Raw genomic sequence first — 21,004 nt, 5'->3', positions numbered from 1 at the left:
AAAAGGTTGTGAAGTTAACTTATATCCGAAAAAAGACATAATTATTGAATGGGAATTAGCAAAAAAACGATGCCGAAGTATGGAATGTGGTTCCGGATTGTTTCCTTTTTTTCCAGGTAAAAAAGTGGTAATATTTGCTACATACAGTTGCTCATAATCCAATTAAGGACAACTGGCCCTCCCTAGATGAAATGAAAATGCGCCAATAAAGGATGGAAAACAAAACCCCTCAAGAAAATTCTTAAGGGGTAACAATCCTAGGAAAAAATTTCAATTTATTCTACAACAATCTTTTTCACTACCGTTTGACCGTTGTCCATTCCAATGTTCAAGAAATAGATTCCTCGTGCATATTGGGAAAGATCAAGTGTATGCTGCGTTGCGGCTATAACCTTTTTTTCCATAAGTACAGCTCCCAATTGGTTTACAAGGCTTAGGTTATTTATAGTACCACTTGCTTCTATAGTCAAGTTCCTACTGGTTGGAACGGGATATATGCGGAATTCCGTATTGTCCTGAAAGTCATTAAGGGCTAATAAGGGGTTTTTAAAAATATATGCGGAGCCTGCACGATCCACAGGGTCTCCTCCATTTGCATCCTCATCTTCCCACGGCGCGCCTACAATCAATTGATTTGAATCCATCTCGATATTCCATCCATAAAAATCCTCCGGGGCGAGGTCTAGACTTTCCACCTTTTGAATTTCGGTAAATGAACCCCCAACCCTTTCATACACATAAACCTCTCCTTTTTCCGCACCATAAGGGTGAGGAGCGCTAACAATTAGATGATTGTCCTGAAGTAAACAATTCCACCCAAAATTAGCCTCAATGGAGGGCGTAGAAGCGGTGATTTTCTGGGTCTCTATCCAGTTGCCCGACCCGTCATCCTCAAAAATATAGGTTGCGCCCGCGCCCCCGGCGTGCCCGTAGGCACCTATGGCGATACTTGAATTGGATATAGCTACCGAAGTACCGAAATAAGCTTGCCCCATGGCGTCAGAGGCAGTTATTCGCTGCTGGTGCTCCCACACCCCACTGCTATTCCTCAGGTATATATGGGCTGCTCCCTTGGTATTGTCTTCCTCACTGGCGCCTATCACCATATAATCCCCGTCTAAGGATACCCCTATTCCAAAAATATCATTTTGCTGTGGATTTGGACTCAATATTTTCTGGACCTCGCTCCAATTTCCGCCAGATTTTTCAAATACATACACGCTACCAGTCCATGAGGTTTCTCCTGGCGCCCCTACCACAATGGTAGCACCCTCCATATCGAGTGAAGTAGGGTTCATACCCATCTTTGCATCTGCACTAAAATCGCTGGCTATAAGTTTAGTGTCATATTCCCAGGAAGAGCCATTGCGTTGATAAACATATAAGGCCCCAGCCCGTTCCAAGCCGTCAACGTCCGCCCTGCCCGCGGCAATAACCATAAGATCGTCGGTCAGTTTCGCCCCTCCTCCGTATTCGGCCCCCATATTGGGATCCGGGGCAGTCAAACTTTGAAGGTAGGACCATTCGCCATTTGTATCTTTTTGATAGATATATGCCGCCCCTGAAGCAACATTCTCCCTGGACGTTCCAACTACAGCATAACTGTCGAGGATAGCCACCGAAGTGCCGTATTCTGCACGCGACTCACGATTTTCACTTACTATTTTAGCTTCTTGCGTAAATTGGGCAAAGCCTACGTTTCCCATACACATCAATACAATGATGGTTAAGGGAATGGATTTGATTAAATCTTTCATATGTTCTTATTTTTAGGTTCTTATTTTTTTAATAATCGCTTGAAAAATGTCTGCTTGGCGGTCTCTATTTTTATTAAATAAACACCACTAGTCAATGAGGAGATGTCAATTTGTTCCATATTCTCCGATACTTGAATTACTAGCTGTCCTTTGATGGTATAAATTTTCACATCCTCGATTTGTAGATCTGCAGCGGTAATCCATAAGTTAGTGCTGGCAGGGTTTGGGTAGATGGCAATAGCATCCTTTAATTGGGATTGGGCCACATCAAGGGTGCTCAAATCAATATTATAGCGCACCAACCCAGTATCAAAAGTTCCATAAAACACATCGGCATTATCTTCATAAAAACGTACTAGGGAACTACTTGAATTGATATACTCCAACGCCTCCCCGGAAATAACTTCCCAGTTTTGACCCGCATCGGTTGAATAAATAATTCTAGAATTGGCCCGCGGATATAAAAAGCCATCGGAGTAATGGTTACGAGCTACTATATGACCCGAAGTAATATTGGAAAAATCTACTTTGTCCACAAACTCCTCAAAAGTCCGCACCCAATTTTGTCCTTTATTTGTTGAAAGATAAATCCCCTTGGTGGTAGCTAAGAGATATTCGTTTGGGTCTAACGGATTTCTTTTGGCATCTAAAATCATATCCTGCCCCTCAACCAAGGTTTCCAGGCCGGAGGAGGTGTTTTCCCACGTAGCCCCTCCATCCGTAGAACTATAGACCGCGGTACCTTGGGTAATGGTTATCCTATCCGAATCCATTGGATCAATTATGATTCCATATAACAGATTGGTTGACGGCAGGTTTACTTCGGTTATAATCGGCATGGAAACATCCGTAACGTCAACTTTATAGGCCATTTCTCCAAATGAAAACCAAATTAGGTCGGTATTGCTAGGATCGGTAGCCAGAGTATAAATGTTCAAGAACATCATACTGCTGTAAAGGGATATATAATTGGCGCCATGGTCCGTACTCATTTCCAATACTGAATTCATTCCAAAGCGACTGCTGTTAAAGATTCTTCCTTCCACTTCCGCATCGGCATACGGGAAGGTGGTTGCCCCAAAGGTATTGTTGAGGGGCCGCATGCGGTATCCAGTTTCGGAGTTGCTATCCAAGTCCTTATGGATAAACCCATTTCTGAGACCATAGTACAAATGATTCCCACCCGATTCAAAATGGGCGTCAATCCTACCCGTACTATTTACAAAACGATTGGAAAGTTTAGAAAGGGTAATACCCCCGTCTAGCGAACGGAAGGGGTAAAAATCGGTTGTTATTATTACATCGTTGGCCTCAAAAGGATTGAAGGAAACTGACAATCCATAATAATAATCCTCAGGATCGATAGCAGTATAAACTTGATGCTCCCAGGTAAGGCCATCGTCCTGCGTTACAATTATTTCATTTTCTTCCAATACCACAATATTGGCAGGGTTTGTAGGATTAAATTTAATAAAATTGATGTTGTCGTTGGACATACTAGTATAGGTTAACGGGACCACGTTCCAAGTGTCGCCACCATCTTGTGAGCGATAAAGATTCTCCTGGTGGGTACCATAGCCATAAAAAGTCCCTAAAAGAATATCATTGCTGTTGTCTGGGTTGAATGCTATAGCACTATAGGTATTTCCTGGAATTTTTTCGTCCCAGGTGGTACCGCCATCCTCACTGACAAACAGACCCCCCATGTCGCTCCCCGGCGAAACCCCTCTCATAAGAAATAGTTTGTCTGGGTTATTGGGAGAAATAGCCACATTGTTTATTGATATATCCCTGTAATCGGGACTAAAATAAATACTTCTCCAAGTGGCGCCGCCATCGAGAGTTAAAAACACTTCATTCGTAAACCCGAAATTTATTGTATAAGTAGTATGCAGAAGAGCAATATCGTTGTTAGGACTATAGATATCATAACTCGCAATTAAAATATCGGATTCCTGTGGATTTGGAACATTATATTCCTTTTGCACCGTTCCATCGGTAAGGTTTAATACTACAACTTTATTATAGGCCGTACCTTCAGCCTTTACTATAAAACTCAGGCTTGCTGAGTTATTGATAAGGCGAAGGTCCCTTAAGGTGCAATACTGCACCATAGGATCGCTATAAAGAATCTGCCAAGTATCGCCACTATCGCTCGATTTAACAATATGGTTTCCCACTGTTCTGGCATATAGGGTGTTTTCCTGATTTGAATCAAATAAAATGTCGTAAAGCTGTCCGTAATCGTCCTGGGCCTCAAAACTAAGCTGCGACATAGCCGAAGGTCCTACGGCAATAAGAAGTAACACAAAAAGAATAATGGTCTTTTTCATAAAAATGTATTTTGGTTATACCCGTAAAAATAGAAAGTTGCGAGAAGGACAGGCAGGAAACAGGCGTGACATTTTGTGACAGGGACCGTATAAATTTGTGACAGCCCCCTAGATTGTGGTAATATAAACGGCTAATGACTTCCCGTCACCCAGGTCAAGCTTTTTGGAAATTCGCTCCTTTCTTTTTCTACAGGATTGGGGCGTAATGTTTAAAAGAGATGCTATTTCATTATTTCCCAAATTCATGTAGAGATACATTATAAACCGCACATCTTGTTGGGTGAGGTTGGGATGCAAGGCCAAAAGCCGAGTAGAAAATCCAGGATTTACCTCTTCAAAATGACTGAAAAAACTGTCGAATTGGGGATTGTTTTTAAGATGTTTGCTCAGGGCCTTTAGCTGCGAGAGCAATTCGGGTTGTGCCTTTACCTGTGCATTGGCGGAGAGGGTTTCTACAATTTCCTCAATCAATTCGTTGCGGCTGGAAAGATAGACCGCCTTTGAAGTAAGCTTTCTGTTTTTTAAGTCCAATTCATTTTTTAATCGCTGCTGCTCCAGTTTTATCCCGATTTCCCGCTCCCGTATTTGCTTTTCTGCCAGCAGACGTTTCGACTTTTCCTGCTCCAGTTCAAGTTCGGTAATTTTTTTTCTTTGCTTTTGTTTTGTAATATGGTTTCGAAATATCCAAAGGGCCAAAACAAAAAGCAGAAGTCCGAAAACCACAACGCTGTAGAAAAAGCGCCTTTCCTTTTGCAAAAGCAGTTGGCTTTCACTTAATTGATGGGCGTAATTCTGAATTTCAAACTTTATTTTATTGTTTTCATAGAGGGTAATGTTGCGTATTTTCTGCAGTGTGTCTCGGGCCATAATAACACTGTCCTTATAACGCAAGGCACTGTCATAATCCCGTAACGATATATAGGCCTTGGAAAGCGCCTCATAGACATCTTCCCTATTTTCCAACGATTTGGAGGCAGCTCTTGCTCGCCTTGCATATTGCAGGGCAAGTTGATAATTTTGTTGCCTTTCATAAATTTGGGCGATAAGCAGGAGAACGAATACCCTATTATCGGCGTGGGCATCACCCACCAACTGGGGGAGGAGGGTTAAAGCCCTTTCCCGAGCCTGGTCGTAATTCGATTTAATAAAAAGATTTTCCGCCAAGGCCATTTTGGCCATAATTTCTATTTCGGGCTGGTCCCTAACCAGAGGAAGCGCTTCCTGAATATATCTACTCGCATCCTCCGCCTTATTCATTTTATTGGAAACCAGCGCGAGATTTATGGCGTAATACCCATGCTTATTGCTGTTTTTATCAGTGCTACTAAGCTCATATGCCTTTAAAAAATAATCTCTAGCCTTGGGCAAGTTTGACTCTTGAAAATAGAGAATGCCAATATTATTCAAGACAGTTAATTCGTCTTTAGTTTGGAGATGTTCTATAGCTATTTCATATGCTTTTAAATAGAATTCAAGGGCCTCTCCAAAATCGGACATAAGGTAGTAGTTGGAACCCGTATTGAGAACGGCGCGAAACTCCTGCTGGCTCCAATCATTCTTTTGGGCAATTGCGGTTGCTTCCAACAAAATCTCGAGCGACTGTACATGTTTTTTCTCAAACATAAGCGCAATCCCCTTTTCTATCATTGCATTGCATTCCGATTTACTTTCCACTTGGCCATAGCCAGCAGCACAAAATAAAATGAAAATGAGAAAGCATTTTTTAGTAATATCCATTGGAGAAAGTAACGTTTTTTTTGAGAGGTGAAAATATAAGAATTCCATGACAACAAAAGCGCATTTACCAAGATGGTATTATAAAGAATTAGTCAACCCTTGTTTTGAAAAAATTCAATCCCGTTTAATATCCTAAGTTTCCATAAAAATGAAAGGAAGAGGGAATGTAGTGCGCAGGTCTTGGAAGCCCTCCAGGAGTGCCCAGCGGCACGGAGGATGCTGTGATCATTAGACTGAATAAATCAGGAACGATTTATATTATGGAATTAATGCATGGTTTAAGTAAGTGATTATAGCATATTTATTTCCAAGCACTTTTTTATACTATTCACATTTTTATAATAATTTGTGCCCTAATTAATATATGTGATCCACTATTAAAAGTTTCCCCAATGAAGTCGCTACTAATTTTTTTATTTCTAATTATAAATGCACAAGAGGAAACACGACCCGAATGTGATATACTTATACAGCAAGCTATTGAAGCGATGCATCAAAATAAGCATGCCAAATCTCTGGAAATACTTACCAAGGTTCAGAAAATCGCCCAGGAAAAAGGTTGGCACAAAGAATTATTCTTGACGTTAAACAATATTGGAGCAAACTACTATAAACTTTCCGACTATGGGGAAGCCCTTGAAAATTACCTTCTGGCCTATGATATTGCCCTTAGTTATTTGGATACAACCCAGGAAATGGTCGTTCTCAATAATATCGGGATTCTCTTCTATCAAGAAAACAATCTTGCAGAGGCAGAAAAGTATTTTTTAAAAGCTTATACCCTTGCCCATAAAAACACCGATAGTTTTAAGATGGGTCTTTATGCCGTCAATTTAGGACTGGCACTCAGTAGCGCAGGCCGACTCGAGGATGCAAGGGCGTATTTGCAGAAGGCGCTGCCGCTTCTTCAAAACCATCAAAATGTATTATTGCAGGGGCGATATGCATTGGCCGAAAATTATTATTTAAGTGATGAACACAAAAACGCTAAGGAAGAATTATTGCGTTTAATACCTGAGTTGACCACTTTGGAATTTATAGAACAAAAAGCATCCGGACTGCTTTTACTATCCAAAATAGCGTTAAGCGAAGCGAATATAAAAAAAGCAGAAGAGTTTGCCGCCTTGGCCCAAAGTCCCCATAATAGCTTGGACACGCAAATAAATATATTCCAACATCTTTCAAATCTTAATTATAGGGAAAAAAAGTACGAATTGGCCAGTAAATACAAAGATACGGTCATAATTCTCAAGGATAGTCTATACCATCTAAAGAGCAGTAGCCAGTTTGAGGCAAACCGTGTAAAGTTCGCCATGAGGAATTATGAAATTGAAATGATAGAGAAAACCAAAAATTATGAAGCAGAACGTAAAATGCTCTATGCTTCCTTCAGTGCAATTGTATTTATAATTCTAGTGATTGTTTGGACCTGGAGAAATGCCCACATTAGAGATAAGCAAAAAAAGATAATTGCTGAAAGAAATCAAAAAATTAAAATGCTGGAACTGGAAAGTGAACTGGAAGCAAAAAACAGGACATTGGCGGTTAAAGCATTAAATATGTCCAATAGAAATGAAGTATTGCAGGAAGTGGTACAGAACATTAAAGAGCAAGTAGATTTATCAAACAAACCTGAAGTCAGAAAGTATGTGGCCATTTTAAACAAACAAATCAAAAAGGATAAAACCAAAGATGATTTTCTTATACATTTTGAAGAAACCAATCACGGTTTTTTGAGCTCGCTGCGGGAAAAACACCAAAATCTCAATGTGAATGATATACGTTTTTTATCCTATTTGTACATGAATCTATCCATCAAGGAAATTTCATCGCTGTTGAATATTACCCCAGATGCCTGCAGAAAAAGAAAAGAGCGTATCGCAAAAAAAATGGGACTTCAAGAAACAGCCGAACTATTTCCGTATCTCTCCCATATCTAAATATCTGGTTGTCCCATTATTTATTTTCCCATGTCCTATTAATTCGTGTGGTCTTCTATGTGAAATTCAATTTGATTTTACACTTTAGCGCTGCAATTAATTTTATAACCAGTAAACCATGAAAAATCTTTTTACTCTCTTTTTAGTTTTACCGCTGTTTTTTAATGCCACTATCCCCTTATATGCCCAATTGGCTTTTGTGGGGTCTGAAGATTATGGTAGGATATTTAATATTACATACCATCCTACTGTGGAAAATAGACTATTTGCCACTTCTATGAATAACCACATTTTACGGTCGGAAGATAACGGAGAGACTTGGCATGTATTATTCTCGATGCGATATCAGGACGCCAATGAATTTCAAAACCTGAGAATGACAAATAATAATATGGCATTGAGTTTCGTAAAATACAATCGCGACTCGGCTGACAACAGTATCCTCATTTTAGATCTGAGCACAAATGCTATAATCAAAGAAATAGAAATTCCCAATAGTGCCAATGTAAAATATATCCAGTCATACGCTATCTATCCCCAAAATTCCGACATTATATTAATGAATGCCGTTCTTGAATTTGGCACCGATGAAATAACCTATTATACCACGGATGGTGGCCAAACCTGGGATCAAGTTTATTCTAAAAGTGACTATGATGGGGTCTCTCTAAATAATATTGCAATTAATCCACAGAATCCCCAACATCTTATATTAACCAGAGGGTTTGGGCCCAACGGGGTAGAAGGGGGTTTATTGACTTCCACAGATGCCGGTCAAACTTGGAACCTGAAGTTGGAAAATATTATTTTACACCCCATAGCTTTCAACCCCTTCAATATTGACGAAATATATGTAGCCACAGGAATAAGCTTCGGCAACAGCCCAGAAAACCTTTATCGTTCATACGACGGGGGAGAAACCTGGAATGCGATTCCTTTAACCTGGACGGAAGGAAGCTTAAACAATATCAATGTAATAGCGTTTAATCCTATTACAGAAGGTCATATCATTGTACTGGAAGAGAATGAAATAGTTGTTTCGAATGATAACGGAACAAGTTGGGAACATTATGTTTATGAGCCCATCGATGTCCATACTTACTATTCAGGATGGAATCTTTCCTTTAATCCATTTAATGAGGAGGAAGTTTTTATCAATAGTGATTACTTTCCAATGTTTTCTGAAGATGGTGGTGCTACTATAACGTGGAAAAAAAATAAGTATTTTAGGTCAACCGGCTCAATAGGTCTATTTGCGCAGAGCGATATGCACTTATATTACGGAGTGCAATATGGCTTTGTACATCGGAATCTCGCCACCCAGACCGAAGAAGCATTTGATCTTGTTCCCTTGGATGCCTATACCCAAGGCGATGCCCCTACTTTGTTTGTAGATACGACCACTGAGGGGCGAGTCTTTACCTTTAGTAGCGGTTGGTTTGGAGCAAACCTAGAAGTTAGTAATGACCATGGACAAAATAAATTTCAAATTTACAATACTTATATGAACTATGTGGATGCCTTAAAAGTGGATCCACATACCCCAAATGAAGTTTGGTATTCCCTATCCAATAATATGGGAGAAATTGAATTTTGGAAAGCTGATATAAGCGATCCAAACAATATTACCAATACTGCCATCACAGTTCCAGAAACGGGTTTGATAAAAGGTATATATTTTTATGAAAATGATGTGGATAAGGCACTAATCTCTATAGGAACAAATATTTATAAAACTGAAGACGGAGGGCTAAGTTGGGCAAATTCCAGCACGGGCTTGGAAGAACTGCTCCCCGGAACTGATTTAATTATCCATCTGGCTTCAAATCCTTTAAACGAAGACCAAGTAACACTTTCTACCAATCGAGGCATCTTCACATCCTTAAATGGGGGAGCAACCTGGTCTAAAATTTATGATGGCCTGGTCCATAGAACATTCCATTCAGAGTTTGTAGATGCGCATCTAGTGGGAATTGTATTTGATTCTGACGTTTCACAATTTACGATTGTTTATTCTCTGGATGGGGGACAAACATGGGAGGCTATTGCAAATGAAGAACTCTTACAGATTACCGCTGTTGACGCCACCGTAAAATTCGAGGAAGAAAGTGCCGAGGTTTATATAGGGAGCATAGATCTGGGATTAATAAAATATAACATCGACTTGCATGCTTTGGGTATGGGCAATAATCCCGCTGAGAAAACTACCGTGCAAGTTTATCCAAACCCTGTAACCCATACGCTTAATTTAAGAAATAAAAAGACTATAAAAGACGTAAGAATATACAGTACGGGTGGGCAACAACTCTTGAGTAAAAATATCAATGCTTTACAAACACAGCTAGACCTTTCCTTCCTAAACAATGGGATATACATACTTCAAGTGGAAGACAATATGGAAACCCACACAATTAAAATTATAAAAGAGTAGTTTTATCGGTTTTAGATAGTTGCGTAACAGCTACAAAGTCTAGGATTTTTTAGAATTCTTTTATATCTTAAGAAATGAGGATGAAATAGCTAGCAGGATTTTGGGCTTGGAAGGTTTAAAAAGATTGGCTCTAGGTCGATGAATTTAAACCCTCACCAAGCCCAATCTCTATACAAAATGTTTAAGTTTTTCATTTATTAACCTTACCTGGTTTTCTAATATTCTTACTCATTCTGCCCTATACGTTTCGATTGAAAATCTTATAGGACAAAACCCAGCAGATATTCAAATTGCCAAATATTATCAGCAACCTAAGCCATATTCGCTACCACTTCATAATAAGCCTCACTAAGCAATCTGACGGCAGTATCCATTTCCTGGGGGTTTAAATGGGCAAATCCCAATCGCAATGCAGTTAAATTGCGCTTTTGATAAAGACAAACGCTTGGCAGCACCAATCCCTTTTTCCTTGCTTCCCTTTGTAAATCCTTCAGTGGGAAGAAGTCGGGGAACTGAACCCAAAATGCCAACCCGGTGGGGGCAATTGTAAAAGCAATCCGGTGTTTAAAATACCTGTTCAGCAATTGTGCAAACAGTTCCTTTCTTTCCGCAATTATTTTTTTGGACTTTCTTTGATATCGATGGATGTCGCCTTGATGAATAATATCTCCCAAGGCCTTTTCCATTATCAGATCCGGTTTTCCGAAGACATTCAAATATTTGGCTCCCTCCCGCAACAAATCCGGCGGCGCAATTATAAAATTCATTTGAAAACCGGGGTGTAGAAAACTCCCGAAACCACCCAGATAAATCACACGATGGCCCGCATTTAAACTGAATAAGGATTCCTTTTTATGCTTATCCAGGGAAAACTCAAAATCAGTATCATCTTCAATCACAATAAAGTTATATCGTTCTGCCAAAGCCACCAACTTCTTTTTACGAGCTTCAGATAAACTGACGGTCGTGGGATATTGGCATCTTGAATTTATATAAACCAACCGTATCTCCCCGGGCTTGTAATTATTTTGAATATAATCTATGTCCATTCCCTCTGCGTCCACGGGGATGGTCTTCATCTTGGCACCGGCCTGGTTAAAGATCATATTCGGCAGGAAATAACTAAGTTCTTCTACCAAGACGATGTCGCCAGGATTTATCAGTAACCGTGATAAAATGGACAGTGCCCGCTCTATACCCGCTATGGGCAATAAAAAATTTCTGGAAAGGTGAAATTTTCTGGTCAGGTTTAGATAATTGCTCAATTGATCCCTAAAATAGGAAGTGTCGCCATGTGTACTCGACGCTAGGCCCCCTCCATTTTTCCGCTTTAATACCGAGGCGTAAAAACGAACCAATTCCTCAGCCTTAATCACGCGATAATCCGGAGTTCCGGCCGTAAAAGAATAGGCTTCCAGATTGTTCTCCAAAGGAGTATCCAAAATAAAATCCTTCCGGAAATCATATATAGCTTGCAGCGGAGGATGCTTAGCTGCCCTCACGTTTTGGGTGGCGGCCAGCGCCTCAGGATTAGTTACAAAGGTACCAATGCCGGGAATCGTCTTTATCCACCCTTGCTCCTGCAGTTCCCATAAGGCCGCTACAATGGTTTTTCGGTGCACCTGTAGTTCTTCCGCTATTTTTCTACTGCCCGGAAGCCGGTCGTTGTTTTCAAGAATATTGCTTTTTACGGCATGGATAAACTGATAAACAAACTGCATATAGACCGGTTCCCTTTTTAGGCGATCTATTTTAATTAAGGATTCAAAATGTACTTTAACCGGACTACCCATTATTTCAATTGCGGACTATCAAAATTAATACTTTAATCCAAACCTTTGCGCCCAAATTTAGTTTGGCAACGTTTTAAAAATTTGTTTATGAAAAAAAGAACAACCCTCTTCGCTCTCCTCACTACAGTGTCTATAACCGCATGGGCACAACAGCAGGACACCCTTACGGACCCAAGTGTACCGCGCAGCGAGTTGGAGGAAATCGTTATTCAGGGCAACCGGCTGGAGACCCCATTCAATAAAGTTACCCGGGACATTCAGCTTATCACCCAAAAGCAGCTTGAGGCCCTTCCCGCCAAATCGCTCAACGGGGTTTTGTCCTATATAAGCGGGGTGGATATCCGACAGCGGGGACCATTTGGAGCGCAGGCAGACATTTCTATCGACGGGGGAACTTCCGAGCAAACCTTAGTGCTTATTAACGGGGTAAAGATGCTTGACGCCCAGTCTGCACATAATATGATGAACATCCCCTTGCCCTTAAGCGCCATAGACCATATTGAAGTGCTACGAGGTGCCGCAGCCCGGGTGTATGGAATCAATGCACTTACTGGGGCCATAAATATAGTTACCAAAAAAGAAAGCCATTCCACCCTAATTGCAGATGTTAAAACAGGCAGTTCCTTTAAGAGTAAGGAAGAGGGCGACGGGTCGGGGATTTACGCGGGAGGAACGGTTGAAGCTACAGCAATCCTTGGATCGGAAAAACAAAGCCAGCTTCTGGCACTTGGTCAAAGCAATTATAATGGCCGGCGTTACAATTCGGCTGCCCAGATTACCAAGCTTTTTTATAATGGAAATTATGCCTTCAACCATAACAACAGCCTACGGGCTATGGCGGGTTACGCGCGTAGCCTATTTGGTGCTAACGGCTTCTACGCTGCACCCCACGATTTGAATTCGGAAGAATTGGTTGAATCCTCAGTATTCTCTCTTTCCTCAAAACACAGCTTTGGCAAGCTTACCATTTCTCCAAGAATAAGTAACCGGTATGGCGAAGACGATTACCGTTTTTATAAAGACGATCTGAGCAAAGGCCGATCCCTACATTACACCAACGCGCTGATGCTGGAATTAAATAGTAGGCTTGTTACAAAAATCGGAACCATCGGTTTGGGTGTGGAGTCCAGATTGGAAACCATCAATAGTTCAAATATTGGAAAACACAATCGCAACAATCACGGCGCCTATGGGGAATTGAGCAGCCGGCTGGGAGAGAAAATTAGGGGCACAATTGGCCTTTATGCCAATTACAATACAGATTACGGGGTGCAGGTGTACCCAGGAATGGATTTGGCATATCTTATCAATGCCCATTGGAGCTTTTCTACAAGTATTGGCTCGGGACAGCGGATTCCCTCCTTTACCGATCTATATTTAGAGCAACGCCCCGGGAATGTGGGCAATGAGTTTCTCCAGCCAGAAAACGCCTGGAGCTATGAAGGCAATATCCAGTACCGAAAGGGAAGCAGCAGTATTAAAGCAGGTTATTTTTATCGCAGCATTTCCGATTTTATTGATTGGGTAAGGGACAATCCCTCCGACCCTTATTCCCCAACCAATTTCGGAAAAAACAAAGTGCACGGCCTATATGTAAGAGTGCAACAGGAGTTTCAGCTGGACGGCACGCAATCTTTCGGTTATACGGCTAGCTATAATTATTTGCACCCCAGTCTGGAGACCTCAGCGCAAACCCAATCCAAATACACCTTAGAATCCTTAAAGCATCAGTTTGTTGCAGGCCTGTATTACCGGAAGCACGATTTGTCATTAAACGTTTTAAATAGGCTGCTTAAGCGTGAACTTGCCAATGCCTATAACGTTTTGGATATTCGTGTAAATTACCAATGGCAGGATTTTCTGTTATACTCAGAGATAACCAATCTACTCAACACTTCCTACAATGAAGCGGGAGCCGTACCTATGCCTGCCAGGTGGTTTGCACTGGGACTAAAATATGAGTGGACGAATATAAGGATTTGATATATTACAGTTCCTTCGAGAGAGCGGAAGGAAGTGTTGCCTTAGTTTTTCAAAACCCGTTCGGGTTGCATTGGCTATCCATCCACCTCGATTATTCGGTTGTGGAGGCTGGTTTTTAGAAAGTCGAGAAGTTTGGACTGATTGGATTTCCGCATTCGTATTTCTAGAAAAATTCTATAGTAATCGCCCATCTCCACATTAAACAATTGTTCCAGGGCGGTGGCAAGGTCCTTGATCCCCACATTGCCGTTATTGATTAGGCCCGAGGCCTGCAGGGCATAGACCAGCTCCACCAGATCTACCTTTTGGCCCGTCCATTTTAAAAGACTTTTTTGGACGGCTGCGCAACTCGATTGTATATACTGTTGCGATAAGTATTCAATTAGAGAAGTATGTGCTGTAAATTTGGCCAAGAGATAGTCCTGAGGGGTAGAAAATACGGGGTCGGAACAATAAGGCAAGCTGAGGCTTCCGGTTACGTAGGGACGACCGGGACGGCAAAAATACTCCCTATCCCGATCCTTCCGGCGGCATAGAAGGTATTGATGGAACTCTTTATACTCTATAAATATATGCCGTAGGGATCCTATGTTTTTAAACACATATTTATGTAGTGCTTTTTGGGAATGTTCCGGTTTTTGCATTTCAAATTCAAGGAGTTTGCTAAAAAAAATAAGTTTCCCGAAAACCTTGGGTTTTATTTCCTTAAAAAAACGACATTCCTCAGCGGTGTTTTCAAAACCGTGTTTTACTACTAAAACCCGTAATTCTTGGAGCCTCCTATAGCAAATTTGAAGGCAATCCTGTATGTCCAAAAATGAATAGAGGGGCGCATTTCCCCTTACGGTCAATTCTTTCTCCATAATTTCGACAATATGCAGGTAATACTTCATTTTAGATTTCATAAACCTGAATGGCAAGATTTGGAAAATAAAACTACTTATTATTTCGTGACAATATTAGGGGCTTGCCTTACCATAAGTAAGGAGAAACCCAACTCGAGTTTGTAGGAATGATAGTAGTATGCAATCAAAAATATTTCTGGTTGTTTCGTCTATTATCCATAACTGCCTATCCTATCAAAAACCAATTAGGTGAAGATACTGTTCCGCTATGGGAAGTGGTGGAAGTAAAACCTCCAGACCAACCTATTGAGCTAGCACATTATCTACACCATTACAACCCACAAGTTTTTCTTGTAGATTTGGAGTTGGACTTAATTCCTGTAGCCGAGACTATTAACAACAATGTTATGTGGGTTGGGATTACCAACAGTTATCGAAAAGCATATAGGGCCTTAAAAGACGGATTCTTTGATGTACTTATAAAACCACTGCCCATAGCAGCCATTACAACAGTATTGGGCGAAATTAGGCAGAAGTTGCTGGCGCAGGACAAACCAATAACTATAAGTTGCCCCAAGGAAATTCGATATTTACGTTCTGGCTCCATTTGGTATATTAAGGCCGACAATAATTATGTAATCGTACATTTAAATGACGGGGAGCAATTTACCGTTTTCAATTCCCTTTCGTATTTTGAGGAGATATTGAGGTTTCCATTTGTGCGTATCCATAAAAGTTATATTGTCAATGCCATCCACATCTACCGAATTCACTACACCAAGAAATTTCTTAAGTTGAAGGGATGCGAGCAATTTATTCCTTACACTACTTCGTATGCACACCAATTGGAAGTTATCCATACCCTAAAGGGCAGTAACATAATGTAATCATACCCTAATAAAGTCGCTTTTCACCCTTGAAATTATACATTTCACAAAGTAAGCCAGCTCCAATAAAAGTAGTTCTAATAGCTCCCTTTATTTTTATGATAAGGAAGTGGCTCTCCTGCCTGAATATCAGGTTTTTCAAGGTGCACCATTGAATATACCCCATCAGGGCGATGGGCAGAACATTTATTCAATACCCTTAAATTTTCTTATCATGAAATTCAAGATTTTAGTACTCACCCTACTTTTAGGGGTAGGCTTGAATGCCTGTACCCCCACCGATCTTGTCGATCAGGTTCAAAACAGCAACCATACCCCTATGGCTACGGGCGATGATTTAAGCCTAAGACCAGACAACGATAAAGATTGATTAGGTTGCAGTTAAACGAAAAGTCTTTCCTAAAAGGAAAGGCTTTTCTTACATTTGAATAGCTCCAATCTACACTGCAATGAAATCTTTCGTTTTAAAAAACCTACTGCTTTCCGGAAGTTTGTTTTGTATCGCTTTTAGTAGCTGCAACGGGAATTTGGACTCCTCCGCTTCAAATATTACAACCATAGATTCGCTCCTTCAGAAAGCGAGAGAATCAAACGTCCCTGCAGCAATGCACCAGGCCTATGAAGAAGTAAAAACCTTACAGAACGATAGCGTTAAAATGAACTACTACACACACATAGCATATTTGCTCGCAAATTCAACGGACAGCACCTTTTTTAAGCAAGTAAATGAAGAAGCCCTATTGCTTGCGAGGAAACTGGGCGACACCCTCCATATGGGAGAGGGCTATTGGCATTATGGAATTCATTATATGCAATGGCAGGATTATGGACAGAGCTATCTACATTATGAAAAGGCGCTACAGCATTTTCGGCACAGCAAACCGTATTATGCGGCGAAAATGCTTTATAATATGGCTTTGGTAAAGACCCATATTAAGGATTATACCGGAAGTGAGGTTTTGGTTTATAAGGCCATTTCACAGCTCCTTCCCCTAAATAAATATAAGCAGCTCTATTTATGCCATAACCTACTTGGGGCAATCCACGAAAACTTGGAAGAATATAATATGGCGCTTGACCACTATAAGCAGGCTATGGTCTATTTGGAGCGCCACGGAGATGGCGGTATTTACCTTTTGGATCTCCAGAACAACTTGGGAGTATTATTCCAAAAAATGGGAAATCAGGAACCGGCCATAGCCTTATTCAACACTGCCTTAAAAGCAGACGAATACTTAAGGGAAGATCCTGCCTTACATGCCCGCATTATAGACAACAGAGCGTATAGTTATTTTTTAAAAGAAGCAAATTATGATGTGGTTACAGATTACTGCCGCGCCCTTAATTTACGCGACAGCATTAAAAACAGGGCGGGTATTGTTATGAGCCATATTCATTTGGCAGAATACTATCTGCAAGAGGGTGACAGTGCGCAAGCGGTACACCACGCTAGCTGGGCCCTCCAATTGGGACAGGAATTGGAGCTGAACCGGGACGCCCTAACCGCCCTACAACTTTTGGCCAAAGCCGATAGCAAAAAAAGGGAGGACTATTTAAGCCAACATATTGCCTTAAATAAAATCCTTACCCGTGCCGAACGGGTCGTACGCGATAAATTTACCCGTATAGAATACGAAACAGCCAGTTATATAGAGGAGAATAAACGCTTGGCACGGGATAAGGCAGTTATTGCCGCCGGTGCAGGAGCCGTGGTGATAATTTTATTGTTGCTCTTTACAAATTTCAGGGCACGCGCTAAAAACAAAGCCCTTGCTTTTGAAAGCGAGCAACAAAAGGCAAATGAAAAAATCTATCTTCTCACCTTAAAGCAGCAAGAAAATCTGGTGAGAGGAAGGCTCGAGGAACGTCGAAGGATTTCGGAAGACCTTCATGACAGCATTTTGGCGCGGCTGTTCGGAATACGGATCAACTGGGCATTTTTAAATATAGATGGCGAGTCAGGTGCCATTATTAAACACCGTGAATATTTAGGGGAACTCCAAAAGATTGAAAAGGAAATACGCGATATATCGCACGACTTGCGCAATGAACTCTATATAAGCGAAAACCAATATATCCAAAATTTAAGGGCCTTGGTAAAAAAATGGGAAAAACAAGGTAAGTTTTCAGCCGAGCTGAAAATTGTGGAAGAAGCTACCTGGCAACGAACCAACAGTTATTTAAAAACCAATATTTACAAAATAATGGAAGAGGCGCTGCACAATATAGTACAGCATGCAAGAGCCAATAAAGTAAAATTGGTACTAAAGGCCAACAAGCAGGTTTTAAGTCTGTATATAGAAGATGATGGTATTGGATATACCAAACGTTTTGCGGAAACCGGCATTGGAATAAAAAACATTAAATCGCGTACCAAAAAAATGGGGGGCACATGTGTTATTGAGGGAATACCCGGCCAAGGAACGAAAATCTGTATACAGATACCACTAAAATATTGATTATGGAAGCAAAAGCATACAATACGCTAATAATAGATGATCATCCGCTAATAATAGAAGCATTTCGCAATGCTCTCTTGCATCTTGCAAATGCCATAGAGGAATTGGAATTTTCTATCACGGAGGCTACCACCTGTGATGCGGCCCAAAACTTAATGGAAAGGTACAATCCACATAAAACCTTGGATTTGGTTTTTTTGGATATAAAATTACCTCCGTCCCCTACCCTTGGCATGCTGTCTGGAGAGGATTTGGGATTGGAAATACGAGAAAAGCATCCACAGGCCAAAATTGTTGTGGCTACTACCTTTAACGACAATTATAGAATTCAGAATATTTTTAAGAACATCAATCCCGAGGGGTTTGTAATAAAGAGTGATATCGCCACCGAAACTTTGGTGCCAGCACTTATAGAGGTGCTTCAGGACCCACCCTATTATAGCAAGACCGTACTGCAGGCCATCCGTAAGTATATAAGCCACGACTATCTGTTGGATAAATGGGACCGGCATTTGCTCTATGAGCTCTCCCAAGGCACCAAAATGAAGGATTTGCCAACCCTCATGCCCTTTTCCCTAGGAGCCTTGGAAAAACGGAAGCGGCAGTTAAAAATAGTTTTTGGAGTGGAAGATGGCGAAGATAGGGAGCTACTGCAGCAGGCCCGACAGCATGGGTTTATTTGATATTTTTCTTGCTATAGGCTACCACCTTTAAGCTATAAGCAATAAGCTTGAAACGCCGAAGATAAAGAATTTTTTTATCCGTCATTTTATGAATTTTTTGAATGTTGATCCATTATCGGGACTGGTGGCCGCGTAGGACGATGGATCACGTCTTAGGATGCGGAGCAGGGCATAAGTATTTTAACGTTGACAATCAATCAGCAAATAGGAAAGGATTGCCAACAGCCAAACACTCCAAAACAATCATTATGAGGTAATTAAAATAAAAATATTATTTTTGAAGAACGAAATTAGTGCTTTTCATAGGATACATTGTTGGCAGTAGTTTTTTCTTTAATTAGCTTTTTTAATATGCCATAATTTTCAGCCATATCAGGAATAAAGTTCAAATGCTTTCGTTTAATATTCACTAAAATATTATCATTTTTCTTTTCTATTCTAAGAATCGAGTCAGTAATTTTTTGGTCAATTTGATATTCAATGTGATTTTCGCTTTCACGGATTTTTTTAATTTTTGCAATCTGAAGATTTAGTTTGTTTTTCAAATCATTCCAATTTTCTTCGGTGTTTTTAATTGAAACAGAATGTTGAGATTCAAGGAAATCATTATACAAAATCTCATTAAATTTTTCGTATTCAAATAAATTCCAAAAGACTATTAGCAAAGCGATTATTAATCCAGCTACAATAGATATTCCAATGTCACTTGTATTAAATCCGTTGGGTAACATCCATAAGAAAAACCCTAAAGGAAGTAAGTAAATAGATTTAATTAAAAACTTTTTGGTTTTATTCATTGTGTTTTTTTCAAATTACTGCCAACGGTTTGTATATGGTTTGTTGCGTGGTTTAGGCACCTAATTTAGTAAATACACACCAAACTGAAAATCCGTGAGGATTTTCGTAAGTAGGCTAGAACTAGCAATAAATCATATACAGTGTGCCTGTTGCACAACCACCTCTTCAAATATAGCAAAAGGCTTGTATAAAATTGAGAAGTTTATTAATTTCATGCCTATGCAAGGCAAGAAAAACTATCAGGAAAAACTCTTCACAAGCTTTAAGCTAAGTGACAGGGTCTCAAAAGAAAATTTTTACCGACGGCTAAAAGAAGTTCTAGACCTGGACTTTCTTTACCCGCTCACCAATAAGTTCTATGGACAAAGTGGGCAAAAGAGCATAGACCCCGTGGTCTTTTTTAAGATATGCCTGGTGGGCTATCTGGAAAACATAACCACAGACCGTGGCCTAATGGATCACTGCAGTATGCGCATGGACATCCTTTATTTTCTGGACTATGATATTGACGAGCCTTTACCTTGGCACAGTACCATCAGCCGCACACGGCAACTTTTCCCGGAAGATATTTTTGAAGAAGTCTTTACCCGTGTTCTGAAATTGTGCATAGAAGCCGGTCTGGTAAGCGGCCATACCCAGGCCATCGATTCAGCTCCTGTAAAGGCCAATGCCTCGATGGACAGTCTTGAGATCAAAGTGCCGGCAGATGAACTTGAAGAATACCTTTCCAAGGTGCGCGTACAGAGCAGCAGGGACAGAAAGGCCAAAGAGAATAAAGCGCCTAGAGAACAACAAGAAATAACGGCCAGTAAAAAAGAATTACAGGAGATCAAGAGCCGTAACAAAAGATGGAGCGAAGACCAGGATATGCGCCCGGGAGCCAAGAGCAAGGGCAGCCGTTACACCAGCAACAAGACCCATTACAGTCCTACCGATCCCGATTCCAGGATAAGTGTCAAGCCCGGGAAGGCAAGAAAGCTCAACTACCTGTGCAACATAAGCGTAGATACCGGGGGCCACGTGATTACCGATGTGCAGGCTTACCACGCCGATAAGAAAGACAACCAGTATTTGCAAGACACCATGGCAAGACTTAACAGGCGATTGAGAAAGGAGGGAATGATTTGGGAGCACCTCTTGGCAGACACCGGCTACAGCAGTGGGGAGAACTATGCCTATCTGGAAGCCAAGGGCATTAAAAGCTACATTCCGCCCCACGGAACTTACAAAGGCGGCCCCGAAGACTTTAAATATATAAAAGAAGGTAACTACTGGCTGTGCCCACAGGGAAAGAAAGTAACCTTCCGCAAGCAGAAACTTGAAAAAGGCACATTAAAGGATAATTATTTTACAAAACG

Annotated in this window: 14 protein-coding genes; 8 read left to right on the top strand and 6 right to left on the bottom strand. The window is 40.8% G+C overall.

Annotated features, from left to right (window positions below):
* Positions 1 to 275: 275 nt before the first annotated feature.
* From MB09_RS15100 to MB09_RS15090, 3 genes are all read right to left on the bottom strand, one after another.
* Positions 276 to 1,757, bottom strand: coding sequence for a T9SS type A sorting domain-containing protein (locus MB09_RS15100; protein WP_045081759.1), 1,482 nt, complete (start codon positions 1,755 to 1,757; stop codon positions 276 to 278).
* Positions 1,758 to 1,777: 20 nt separating this feature from the next.
* Positions 1,778 to 4,090 (bottom strand): T9SS type A sorting domain-containing protein, encoded by a 2,313-nt coding sequence (locus MB09_RS15095; RefSeq protein WP_045081758.1) that lies wholly within the window; start codon positions 4,088 to 4,090, stop codon positions 1,778 to 1,780.
* Positions 4,091 to 4,198: 108 nt separating this feature from the next.
* Positions 4,199 to 5,827, bottom strand: a complete 1,629-nt coding sequence (locus MB09_RS15090) for a tetratricopeptide repeat protein (RefSeq protein WP_045081757.1) — start codon at positions 5,825 to 5,827, stop codon at positions 4,199 to 4,201.
* A gap of 392 nt (positions 5,828 to 6,219) precedes the next feature.
* Between MB09_RS15090 and MB09_RS15085 the strand changes: the two genes are divergently transcribed.
* Positions 6,220 to 7,767 carry a tetratricopeptide repeat protein gene (locus MB09_RS15085; RefSeq protein WP_084709167.1) on the top strand — a complete coding sequence of 516 codons (1,548 nt, stop codon included), beginning with the start codon at positions 6,220 to 6,222 and terminating at the stop codon, positions 7,765 to 7,767.
* Between the two features lie 118 nt (positions 7,768 to 7,885).
* The gene (locus MB09_RS15080) at positions 7,886 to 10,198 is read left to right on the top strand and encodes a T9SS type A sorting domain-containing protein (protein ID WP_045081755.1); all 2,313 of its coding nucleotides are present in this window, start codon (positions 7,886 to 7,888) and stop codon (positions 10,196 to 10,198) included.
* 311 nt (positions 10,199 to 10,509) lie between these two features.
* Here the strand turns inward: MB09_RS15080 and MB09_RS15075 are convergent, their stop codons facing one another.
* Positions 10,510 to 11,919 carry an aminotransferase-like domain-containing protein gene (locus MB09_RS15075; protein ID WP_165586725.1) on the bottom strand — a complete coding sequence of 470 codons (1,410 nt, stop codon included), beginning with the start codon at positions 11,917 to 11,919 and terminating at the stop codon, positions 10,510 to 10,512.
* Between the two features lie 159 nt (positions 11,920 to 12,078).
* Here MB09_RS15075 and MB09_RS15070 point away from each other — a divergent pair, with 159 nt between their 5' ends.
* Entirely contained in the window at positions 12,079 to 13,974 is a 1,896-nt protein-coding gene (locus MB09_RS15070; RefSeq protein ID WP_045081753.1) for a TonB-dependent receptor plug domain-containing protein, read from the top strand.
* Positions 13,975 to 14,048: 74 nt separating this feature from the next.
* Here the strand turns inward: MB09_RS15070 and MB09_RS15650 are convergent, their stop codons facing one another.
* Complete coding sequence (locus MB09_RS15650; protein ID WP_052671422.1) at positions 14,049 to 14,867, bottom strand: RteC domain-containing protein; 819 nt, start codon at positions 14,865 to 14,867, stop codon at positions 14,049 to 14,051.
* 152 nt (positions 14,868 to 15,019) lie between these two features.
* Between MB09_RS15650 and MB09_RS15060 the strand changes: the two genes are divergently transcribed.
* The 4 genes from MB09_RS15060 to MB09_RS15045 all read left to right on the top strand — a co-directional run bounded on the left by MB09_RS15060 (position 15,020) and on the right by MB09_RS15045 (position 18,848).
* A complete protein-coding gene (locus MB09_RS15060) occupies positions 15,020 to 15,706 on the top strand; it encodes a LytR/AlgR family response regulator transcription factor (protein ID WP_165586724.1) in 687 nt (228 codons plus the stop codon).
* A 214-nt stretch (positions 15,707 to 15,920) separates the two neighbouring features.
* Positions 15,921 to 16,076, top strand: coding sequence for a hypothetical protein (locus tag MB09_RS16250; RefSeq protein WP_165586723.1), 156 nt, complete (start codon positions 15,921 to 15,923; stop codon positions 16,074 to 16,076).
* Between the two features lie 79 nt (positions 16,077 to 16,155).
* Entirely contained in the window at positions 16,156 to 18,165 is a 2,010-nt protein-coding gene (locus MB09_RS15050; protein ID WP_045081750.1) for a tetratricopeptide repeat-containing sensor histidine kinase, read from the top strand.
* Between the two features lie 2 nt (positions 18,166 to 18,167).
* Positions 18,168 to 18,848: a response regulator gene (locus tag MB09_RS15045; protein ID WP_045081749.1), complete on the top strand. Its 681-nt coding sequence runs from the start codon at positions 18,168 to 18,170 to the stop codon at positions 18,846 to 18,848.
* 290 nt (positions 18,849 to 19,138) lie between these two features.
* Here the strand turns inward: MB09_RS15045 and MB09_RS15040 are convergent, their stop codons facing one another.
* Complete coding sequence (locus MB09_RS15040; RefSeq protein ID WP_045081748.1) at positions 19,139 to 19,645, bottom strand: hypothetical protein; 507 nt, start codon at positions 19,643 to 19,645, stop codon at positions 19,139 to 19,141.
* Positions 19,646 to 19,865: 220 nt separating this feature from the next.
* Here MB09_RS15040 and MB09_RS15035 point away from each other — a divergent pair.
* Positions 19,866 to 21,004 (top strand): transposase (locus tag MB09_RS15035; RefSeq protein WP_045081747.1); only part of this gene is annotated, 1,139 nt, incomplete at its 3' end.

The organism is Aequorivita vladivostokensis (assembly GCF_000952855.1).
GTDB lineage: Bacteria > Bacteroidota > Bacteroidia > Flavobacteriales > Flavobacteriaceae > Aequorivita > Aequorivita vladivostokensis.
Note: the sequence above shows the minus strand (reverse complement) of the source record. Positions and strands in the feature narration are given on the sequence as shown.

Bases quoted from the DNA above. Each gene is read 5' to 3' on its own strand.
- MB09_RS15100 (WP_045081759.1), bottom strand. From the start codon at position 1,757: ATGAAAGATTTAATCAAATCCATTCCCTTAACCATCATTGTATTGATG.
- MB09_RS15095 (WP_045081758.1), bottom strand. From the start codon at position 4,090: ATGAAAAAGACCATTATTCTTTTTGTGTTACTTCTTATTGCCGTAGGA.
- MB09_RS15090 (WP_045081757.1), bottom strand. From the start codon at position 5,827: ATGGATATTACTAAAAAATGCTTTCTCATTTTCATTTTATTTTGTGCT.
- MB09_RS15085 (WP_084709167.1), top strand. From the start codon at position 6,220: ATGAAGTCGCTACTAATTTTTTTATTTCTAATTATAAATGCACAAGAG.
- MB09_RS15080 (WP_045081755.1), top strand. From the start codon at position 7,886: ATGAAAAATCTTTTTACTCTCTTTTTAGTTTTACCGCTGTTTTTTAAT.
- MB09_RS15075 (WP_165586725.1), bottom strand. From the start codon at position 11,919: ATGCAGTTTGTTTATCAGTTTATCCATGCCGTAAAAAGCAATATTCTT.
- MB09_RS15070 (WP_045081753.1), top strand. From the start codon at position 12,079: ATGAAAAAAAGAACAACCCTCTTCGCTCTCCTCACTACAGTGTCTATA.
- MB09_RS15650 (WP_052671422.1), bottom strand. From the start codon at position 14,867: ATGAAGTATTACCTGCATATTGTCGAAATTATGGAGAAAGAATTGACC.
- MB09_RS16250 (WP_165586723.1), top strand. From the start codon at position 15,921: ATGAAATTCAAGATTTTAGTACTCACCCTACTTTTAGGGGTAGGCTTG.
- MB09_RS15050 (WP_045081750.1), top strand. From the start codon at position 16,156: ATGAAATCTTTCGTTTTAAAAAACCTACTGCTTTCCGGAAGTTTGTTT.
- MB09_RS15045 (WP_045081749.1), top strand. From the start codon at position 18,168: ATGGAAGCAAAAGCATACAATACGCTAATAATAGATGATCATCCGCTA.
- MB09_RS15040 (WP_045081748.1), bottom strand. From the start codon at position 19,645: ATGAATAAAACCAAAAAGTTTTTAATTAAATCTATTTACTTACTTCCT.